Origin of the sequence: Micromonospora sp. KC723 (assembly GCF_004348595.1) — a bacterium.
Lineage (GTDB): Bacteria > Actinomycetota > Actinomycetes > Mycobacteriales > Micromonosporaceae > Micromonospora.
This window is the reverse complement of sequence record NZ_SMKD01000180.1, coordinates 1-9,315: the sequence shown is the minus strand read 5'-3', so window position 1 is coordinate 9,315 and position 9,315 is coordinate 1. Positions and strand designations below refer to the sequence as shown.

Genomic DNA, 9,315 nt, shown 5'->3' with positions numbered 1-9,315 from the left:
GGCCCGGCCGGCTCCGGCCGGTCGTCGGGGTGCGGCGGGCCGGGGGCGGTGGCCGCGGCGATGATCTCGTTGCGCAGCGCCAGGTAGCTGGAGTCGGCCCGGGTCCTCGGCCGGATCACCGAGAAATGGTCGCCGTCGACCACGCCGCCGGCCCGGAACAGCCCGTTGGCGTTGATCGGCGGGACGATATTGTCTGTTATACCCGCGTAGGCGGCGATGTGCAGCGGCCATTCGTTGGGGCCGTACGCGTGTGCGTTCAAGATGCCCCGGTCCAACGCCCGGTGGGTTTCGATGATCGTTTCCTGAAGCGGGCGCAATTCCCGTTCCTGAGGATTGCGCCACGGTAGCGCCAGGCGGCGCAGCGAGCGGGCGAACTCCGCTCCGGAATTGGGGCAGGCGAACATGACCACCCGCCGGATCGGCGCCAGTTCGTACCCGGCTGCGCGGGCCAGGGTCCGGGCCAGGAACCGTTGGATCACCAGACCGCCCTGGCTGTGCGAGACCAGCGTGATGGCGGTCGCCGAGTCGACCTCGTCGCGCAGGTAGGTGCGTAGCCGGTCCGCGATGTCGTTGAGGTGCGGGATCCGGCGGTCGGGACGGAGCCGGACGATCCGGGAGTCGTACTGGAAGAAGTGGGTCCGCAGCGGAGGCAGGTCCGGGTCGCCGGCCAGCAGGGCGGCCATCGGCTCCCAGGCTCGTGGGGAGGAGAACAGCCCGTGGACGAAGACGACGTCGACGGCGGCCACCCGGCCTCACCTCCCGCGCGGCTCGACGGCCGGAGGCGTCGCGCCGGGCGGGTGCCCGACGTCGGTCTCCACCGGGGCGGCGACCGGCTCATCCTCCCCGCCGGGTGGTCTGGTGGCCGCGACCACGTCGACCACCACGCGGGTGAGCAGGGTGGCCAGCGCCAGGAGCGCGCAGCCCGTCAGGACCGCGCGCGGCGCCTCACCGGGCGGCACGGCCCCGGCCAGCACCAGCAGCGCCAGGGCGGTGCCGGTCATGATGGTGGCGACGATGAACAACGAGTACGCGCGCACCCGCGGCCGGGTCCAGAAGAGAACGCCGTCCGGGTCCGTCCGGCGGGGTCGACGGTTCTGTGCGGTGAGGCGATCAAGAAATCGGGATTCCCAGATCAGCGCGAGCATGAGTACCGGGAGAACCTGTGCGGCCGTGGCGTAGAAGTCGGGGAACACCGTGACACCCTTCCCGGCGTTGTCGGAAGTCGTATCATCCAGCCGATCGCCATCGGCAAGGATCGCACGAATGGACATCACCGGATAGGCGTCCGTCGTGACGTCGATGGTTATGCCGGGGCATCTGCACCACGGCGGACAACCGCCGTCGGCAGCGCCTGGACGAGTTCCTCACCGAACGCCATTAGCAACGGTCACCGCGGAAATGCCGGTCGAGTGCCGGCGCGGACGGTTTCCGGGCCGTGCGGCAGGATCACCCTCGGTGAACCGGGTGGGCGGCGGCGGAGGAGAAGACCGAGGGCGCCGTCGGTGTCGGCGGCTGGTGTTCAGGGCAGGGCGCGGAGGAAACGCTCGGCGATCGGGACGGCGCTCGACGTGCTCGACCCGCCCTGCTCGACGAAGACCGCGAACGCCACGTCACCCCGCCAGCCGACGAACCAGGCATGCGTGTGCTCGGGGTTGTCGTCGTACTCGGCGGTGCCGGTCTTTCCGTGCACCGGAGCGCCCGGCACGTCCGCGAGGGCCTTGGCGGTGCCGGCGGTCACCACCTCGCGCATCATCGCCCTCAGGGGCTCCACCGACTCGGCCTTCAGTTGCGGTCCGGGCCCGGCCGGTTTCGCCGGCGCGGGGTCGAGCACCAGCTTCGGCTGCTCGAACCGGCCCCGAGCCACCGCGGCGGTGGCGCCGGCCATGGCCAGCGGGCTGACCAGAGTCGTGCCCTGACCGATCGCGGCGGCGGCCTGTTCGGTGGCGCCGCCGTCGGCGGAGACCCTGCCGGTGAAGACGTCCACCCCGAGGTCCCACTGCCCCTCCAGGCCCAGCGTGCGGCCGGTGACGGCGAGGCCGTCCGGGCCCAACCTCGGCGCGAGCGCGGTGAAGGCGGTGTTGCAGGACTTCGCGAAGTCGGTCCGGAACGGCACCGGGCCGAGGGCGAAGTTGTCGGAGTTCTTGAACGAGCGGCCGTCGACGACGAAGGTCTTCGGGCAGTCCACCGTGGTGCCGGCGGTGACCGCGCCCCGGTCCAGCAGGCCGAGGGCGCTGACCATCTTGAAGGTGGAGCCGGGCGGCACCTGGGCGGTGAGGGCCAGGTTCTCGCCGGCCGCGCCGGGACCGTTGGCGGCGGCGAGCACCACGCCGTCGCTGATCCGGACGGCGACCAGCGCCGAACGGCGCCTCTCGCCCCGCAGCGCGCCGTCGGCCGCGTTCTGGGTGGCGACGTCGAGGGTGGTGCGTAGCGGCTGCCCGGCAGCCGGCTCGTGCCGGTGCACCTCGATGCCGGGCAGCGGCCGGCCGTCCGGTCCGTTCCGGGCGATCAGCACGGCCACCCCCGGCACACCGCGCAGCCGGTCGTCGTACCGGCCCTGGAGGCCGCCGTGGCCCACCCGGTCCCCCCGGGCGTACTTCTCGGGGTGCCTGGCGAGGTCGTCGGCGTGCGCCTCGTCCACCGAGCCGAGCAGTGCCCGGGCGAACTCCCGGGTCGGGGCGAGGTCCCGCTGCTCCGTGGCGAACGTCGTGCCGGGCAGACCGTGGATGCGTGACCTGATCTGCCGGTACGCCTCGTCCCGCAACGTCACCACCTCGACGAACGCCTCCGGATCCGCGTCCCTGAGCCGGCGGGGCAGGTCGGAGACGTCGACCGGTGGCGTGATCGCCGGCCGGACCGACCGGAACGCGGCGTCGAGCCCCTTCGCCAGGGCGGCGGGATCGTCCACCTCACCGGGCTGCACCCCGACCCGGACCACCGGGCGGGGCGTCACGATCGGCTGCCCGGCCGCGTCGAGGACGGCGGCGCGGGTGGGCCCTTCCCGGCGCAGGGTCAGCCGGTCGCCCTTCTCGAGCCGTTCGTGGACGAGCTGCGGCTCCCAGATGAGCTGCCACTGGTCGCCCCGCCCCTGGCGCAGCCGCACCGGGCGGTCGTACGCCCAGGTGGTTCCACCCGGCAGCGACCACTCCACCCGGACCGGCACGGTGGCGATGTCCTTGGTGACCGTCGGCTCGCCGTTGCGGCGCAGGGTGGGCGGGGTGGCCGCCAACTCCCCGCAGAGCGTCTTGAGCTCCTCGGCGACCTCCTCGGCGGGCAGTCGGGCGCCGGTCGGGTCACGGAAGCCGACCGCGTCGAGGTCGCCCGAGCGCCAGCCGGCCAGGAACGCGTCCACGCTCCGCTCCGGCCCGTCACCGTCGGAACAGCCGACGAGCGCACCGGCGGCCAGCACGGTGGCGGCCAGCGCGGCGAACGCCCGGCGGGCCGGGGTGCGCAACCGGCGGTACGGGTACGACAGGCTCATGAAGCCTTACACCTCCGTGGTCTCGACGCCGCCCGCAGGCTAGTACGGTCCACCCTCCCGTACCGCCCCGCACGTCCGCACGCTGGGTGAAGACGCCTCGACAGAGGTGTGATGAACATCGCCAGTCGGGGTACTCGGCGACCGGCCGACCACGGATCTGCAACAGGCGAAAGGACGACAGTCCCGAACCGGACGTCCGGCCGGTGGTCCGCCGACGTACGGACAGAACGGCAGGCCTAGGCTGGGCGGCAGAGTGACCCACAACGCGGTGGGTCGAGGGGAGTGGCACCGATGGACCGGCGTCCGGCGATCAAACCGGGACCCGACCTCCGGCAGGCTGACACCGGCCGGGACGACAGCTTCGATTCGGCGACCGACGGGGACGGTTTCGGCCGGCTCGACACAGGAGCGACCGGGATGACCGGTGCGAGTATCGACACCCTCTACGACCTGGGTCTGCCCCCCGAGGCGCTCGGCGAGGACGGGGAGGACACCGAACTCGACGAGCCGGTACCCAACGCGGAGCGCCTGGTGGCCCAGGCGGTGGTGTTGGCCGGTGACGACCACGACGCGGCGACCCTGGTCAGCCGGTTCTGGCGGTTCGCCCCGGACGAGGAGCTGATCGGGTTCACCGCCGAGGAGATGCTGGAGGCGGCTCGGGCGCACCGGGAACTGGCCCAGCAGCGGGTGCCGGGCGAGCTGAAGCTGCGTATCCACTCACCCGGCGCCGAGCAGCACCACACGGTCATCGAGATCGTCACCGACGACATGCCGTTCCTGGTCGACTCGGTGACGGCGCTGCTGAACTCCTACCACCTGGACGTGCACCTGCTGGTGCACCCGCTGGTCGTGGTCCGCCGCGAACCGTTGGGCCGGCTGACCGAGGTCTCCGCCGACGTCGAGCCGGACGACGCGATCGCCGGTGACCTGGTGGAAAGCTGGATGCGGATCGAGATTGACCCGGTCCGCGACCCGGAGGAGCGGGAGAAGCTCCGCCGCGAGCTGCAACGGGTGCTCACCGACGTGCGCGAGGCCGTCGAGGACTGGCCGAAGATGCGCCAGCGGGCCCTGGCCCTGGCCGACGAGCTGGCCGCGGCGCGGACCTCGGACAACCGCCCACCGGTGCCGGAGAAGGACATCACCGACTCGGTGGAGCTGCTGCGCTGGCTGGCCCACGACCACTTCACCTTCCTCGGGTACCGCGAGTACCGGCTGGTGGACAGCGGGGACGGCGGCCAGGCGCTGGAGGCGGTGCTCGGCACCGGCCTGGGCATCCTGCGGTCGGACTCGCCGGAGGCCCGGTCGCTGTCCTCGATGACTCCCGAAGCGCACGAGAAGGTGCTGGAGAAGCGCCTACTGATCATCACCAAGGCGAACTCGCGGGCCACCGTGCACCGCTCGGCGTACCTGGACTACGTCGGCTTCAAGATCTTCAACGACGCCGGCGAGGTGGTCGGTGAGCGGCGCTTCCTGGGCCTGTTCTCCACCGCCGCGTACCGGACCAGCGTGCAGGAGCTGCCGGTGGTCCGGCGCAAGGTCGCCGAGGTGCTGGACCGCTCCGGACTGAGCCTGCGCAGCCACTCCGGCAAGGACCTGCTGCAGATCCTGGAGACGTACCCGCGCGACGAGCTGTTCCAGATCAAGACCGACGACCTGTACCACGCGGTGATCGGCGTGCTGCGGATGGCCGGCCGCCGACAGCTGCGCGTCTTCCTGCGCCGGGACGCGTACGGGCGGTTCATCTCCTGCCTGATCTACCTGCCCCGGGACCGGTTCACCACCCAGAACCGGCTGCGCATGCAGGACATCCTGCTGCGCGAGCTGAACGGCGTCGGGGTGGACTACACCACCCGGGTCACCGAGTCGATGCTGGCCCGGGTGCACTTCATCGTCCGGACCGACCCGGCCAACCCGCCCGGCGACATCGACGCGGACCTGCTCGCCGAGGAACTGGCTGACGCGACCCGACTGTGGGACGACGACTACCGGCTGGTGCTGGAGCGCAAGCTCGGCGACGAGCAGGCCAAGCACCTGTTCGCCCGGTACGCCGACGCCTTCCCCGAGGGTTACAAGGACGGGCACACCCCGTACGAGGCGATGAAGGACCTGGCCAAGCTGGAACTGCTGGAGGAACCCGGCCAGCTGGAGATGCACCTGTTCCGCAAGCAGCTCGCCCCGCGGGCGGGCGGCGACCGGGGCGCGGACGTCGACGACACCATGGACGTCCGGTTCAAGGTCTACCGGTACGGCGAGCCGATGATGCTCTCCGCCGTGCTGCCGGTGCTGCACTCCCTCGGTGTCAAGGTGGTCGACGAGCACCCGTACGAGGTGGACCGGATCGACGGTCGGGTCTTCCTGTACGACTTCGGCCTGCGCCTGCCCGAGGGGCACCAGGAGCTGGCCGAGGTGCGCCCGCACGTGGAGAACGCCTTCGCCGCGGCCTGGCGAGGCGAGGCCGAGGTGGACGGCTTCAACGAGCTGGTGCTGCGCGGCGGCCTCACCTGGCGGCAGGTGGTGGTGCTGCGGGCGTACGCGAAGTACCTGCGCCAGGCCGGCACGGTCTTCTCACAGGAGTACATGGAGCAGACCTTCATCGCGTACCCGCGGATCGCGGCGCTGCTGGTGGAGCTCTTCGAGGTGCGGTTCGCCCCGGGGACGGCGACCGCCGAGCAGCGCCGGGAGCGCAGCAGCGGGCTGGTCACCGCGATTGGCGAGGCGCTGGACGAGGTGGCCAGCCTCGACCAGGACCGGATCCTGCGGTCGTACCTGACCCTGGTCCAGGCCACCCTGCGGACCAGCTTCTACCAGAGGCGCGCCGACGGGCGGCCGAAGTCGTACGTCGCGTTCAAGCTGGACCCGCAGGCGGTTCCGGAGCTGCCGGCGCCGCGGCCGAAGTTCGAGATCTTCGTCTACTCGCCCCGGTTCGAGGGCGTGCACCTGCGCTTCGGGCCGGTCGCCCGGGGCGGCCTGCGCTGGTCCGACCGGCGGGAGGACTTCCGCACCGAGGTGCTCGGCCTGGTCAAGGCGCAGATGGTGAAGAACGCCGTGATCGTGCCGGTGGGCGCCAAGGGCGGCTTCGTGCTGAAGCAGAAGCCGGGCGACCGGGACGAGGCGGTCGCCTGCTACAAGGAGTTCGTCGGCGCGATGCTCGACGTCACCGACAACATCGTCGCCGGGGAGATCGTGCCCCCGACGGACGTGGTCCGGCACGACGGCGACGACCCGTACCTGGTGGTGGCGGCCGACAAGGGCACCGCGACCTTCTCCGACATCGCCAACGAGATCTCGGCGGCGCACCAGTTCTGGCTCGGCGACGCGTTCGCCTCCGGCGGTTCCGCCGGGTACGACCACAAGAAGATGGGCATCACCGCCCGGGGCGCCTGGGAGTCGGTCAAGCGGCACTTCCGGGAACTGGGGCACGACACCCAGACCCAGGACTTCACCGTGGTCGGCGTCGGCGACATGTCCGGCGACGTGTTCGGCAACGGGATGCTGCTGTCGAGGCACATCCGGCTGGTGGCCGCCTTCGACCACCGGCACATCTTCCTGGACCCCGATCCGGACGCCGCCACCTCCTGGGAGGAACGCAAGCGGTTGTTCGACATGCCCCGGTCGTCCTGGGAGGACTACGACCCGAAGCTGATCTCCGCCGGCGGCGGGGTGTACCCGCGTACCGCCAAGTCCGTGCCGATCTCGCCGCAGGTCCGGGCGGTGCTCGACCTCGACGACGACGTGACGCACCTGTCGCCCCAGGAGTTGATGAAGGCGATCCTCACCGCGCCGGTCGACCTGTTCTGGAACGGCGGCATCGGCACCTACGTGAAGGCGTCGAGCCAGACCAACGCCGAGGTGGGCGACAAGTCCAACGACGCGATCCGGGTGGACGGCAGGAGCCTGCGCTGCCGGGTGGTCGGTGAGGGCGGCAACCTGGGCTGCACCCAGCTCGGCCGGATCGAGTACGCCCTGGCTGGCGGCCGGATCTACACAGACTTCATCGACAACGCGGCCGGGGTGGACTGCTCCGACCACGAGGTGAACATCAAGATCCTGCTGAACACGGCGGTCGCCGACGGGGTGCTCGACATCGCCGAGCGGGACGAGTTGCTCGCCGAGATGACCGACGAGGTCGCCGAGCTGGTGCTGCGGGACAACTACGACCAGGCGCGGGCGATCAACAACGCCCAGGCCCAGGCGAGTTCGCTCTTGCCGGTGCACCGTCGGATGCTCAGCGAGCTGGAGCGGGCGGGCCAGCTCGACCGGGCGCTGGAGGCGCTGCCGCCGGACGAGGAGCTGGCGGTGCGCGCCGAGTCCGGGCTGACCGCGCCGGAGTTCGCGGTGCTGCTGGCGTACGTCAAGATCGTCCTGGAGCGGGAGATCCTGGCCGAGGGGCTCGCGGACGAGGAGTGGACGACCGACGTCCTGGTCAACTACTTCCCCACGCCGATGCGGCAGCGGTTCGCCGACCGGATGGCCCGGCACCGGCTGCGCCGCGACATCGTGACCACGGTGCTGGTCAACGAGGCGATCAACCGCGGCGGCATCTCGTTCGTCTTCCGCGTGGTGGAGGAGACGGCCGCCTCGCCGGCGGACGTGATCCGGGCGTACGTGGTCGTGCGCGACGTGTTCGGACTGCGGGAACTGTGGGACGCGGTCGAGGCGCTGGACAACAGGATCTCGCCGGAGTTGCAGACCAGCGTCTACCTGGACACCCGGCGACTGCTCGACCGCGCCGTGCGCTGGCTGGTCACCAACCGGCGCTCGCCGATCGACGTGCCGGCGGAGATCGACCGGCTGCGCTCCGGGGTGGCCCGCCTCCTGCCGGACCTGGAGACCCGCTTCCACGGCGGCGAGCGCGAGTCGCTGGCCGCGCACATCGACACGATGACCGCACGCGGGCTGCCGCGGGAACTGGCCGAGCAGGCCACCCGGTTGATGTACAGCTTCGGACTGCTGGACGTGGTGGAGACCGCCGCCGCCAGCGGACGGGACGTCGACGAGGTGGCCTCGGTCTACTTCGTCCTGTCCGACCTGTTCCGGGTGGACTCCCTGCTGTCCAAGATCTCCCTGCTGCCCCGGGAGGACCGCTGGCAGACCCTGGCCCGGATGGCGCTGCGTTACGACCTGTACGCCGCGCTCGCCGCGCTCACCGCCGAGGTGCTCGACTCCACCCCGGACAGCCTGTCCGGGCAGGACCGGGTGCGCGAGTGGGAGCAGTCGAACGCCACCTCCATCCACCGTGCCCGCCGGGCGATGGGGGAGTTCGACGAGTCGCGGGCCGACCTGGCCGCCCTCTCGGTGCTGCTGCGCCAGATCCGCACCCTGGTGCGGACCTCCGCCGCGGCCTGAGGCGTCCGTCGACGCGCCTCCGGTGTTCCTGCCGGAGGCGCGTCGTCAGGACGTCATCCTGGCGAGGACGATGACGTTGTCGGTGTAGCCGCCGGTGTTCTGGTCGTACACCCCACCGCAGGTCACCACCCGCAGCGCCGGGACGTCGCTCGGGCCGTAGACCAGCTCGCTGGGGAAGGCGTTCTTCGGGTACGCCCGGACCTCGTCGACGGTGAAGGTGGCCCGCGTGCCGTCGGCCCTGGACACCGTGATGGTGTCGCCCTTCGTCAACGAGCCGAGCGAGAAGAAGACGGCGGGGCCGAGTTTCGCCGAGTCGACGTGCCCGACGATCACCGCGTTGCCGGCCTCGCCGGGGCTGACGCCGGGGGAGTACCAGCCGGCGCGGTGGGCCTGCTCCAGGGGAGGCACCTGGACGGTCCCGTCGGGGTTGGTGCCGAGTGTCATGACCTCCGCCTCGACCCCGATGCGGGGGATCGAGATGACGGTGGGGG

The 9,315-nt window shown here is 71.4% G+C and carries 5 protein-coding genes; 1 reads left to right on the top strand and 4 read right to left on the bottom strand.

What is annotated here, in order from left to right:
- The 3 genes from E1165_RS26055 to E1165_RS26045 all read right to left on the bottom strand — a co-directional run.
- Positions 1 to 746, bottom strand: a 746-nt coding sequence (locus E1165_RS26055; protein WP_132394375.1) for a triacylglycerol lipase, incomplete at its 3' end; no start/stop codon positions are given.
- 6 nt (positions 747 to 752) lie between these two features.
- Entirely contained in the window at positions 753 to 1,193 is a 441-nt protein-coding gene (locus E1165_RS26050; protein ID WP_132394374.1) for a hypothetical protein, read from the bottom strand.
- A gap of 326 nt (positions 1,194 to 1,519) precedes the next feature.
- Positions 1,520 to 3,478, bottom strand: a complete 1,959-nt coding sequence (locus E1165_RS26045) for a penicillin-binding transpeptidase domain-containing protein (RefSeq protein ID WP_132394373.1) — start codon at positions 3,476 to 3,478, stop codon at positions 1,520 to 1,522.
- A 291-nt stretch (positions 3,479 to 3,769) separates the two neighbouring features.
- On the opposite strand from E1165_RS26045, the gene E1165_RS26040 reads away from it, so the two are divergent.
- Entirely contained in the window at positions 3,770 to 8,824 is a 5,055-nt protein-coding gene (locus E1165_RS26040; protein WP_132394372.1) for an NAD-glutamate dehydrogenase, read from the top strand.
- 45 nt (positions 8,825 to 8,869) lie between these two features.
- On the opposite strand, the gene E1165_RS26035 is transcribed toward E1165_RS26040, so the two are convergent.
- A partial coding sequence (locus E1165_RS26035; RefSeq protein ID WP_132394371.1) for a class F sortase occupies positions 8,870 to 9,315 on the bottom strand: 446 nt, incomplete at its 5' end.

Excerpts from the sequence above, each read along its gene's own strand:
- E1165_RS26040 (WP_132394372.1), top strand. The coding sequence starts at position 3,770 with ATGGACCGGCGTCCGGCGATCAAACCGGGACCCGACCTCCGGCAGGCT.
- E1165_RS26045 (WP_132394373.1), bottom strand. The coding sequence starts at position 3,478 with ATGAGCCTGTCGTACCCGTACCGCCGGTTGCGCACCCCGGCCCGCCGG.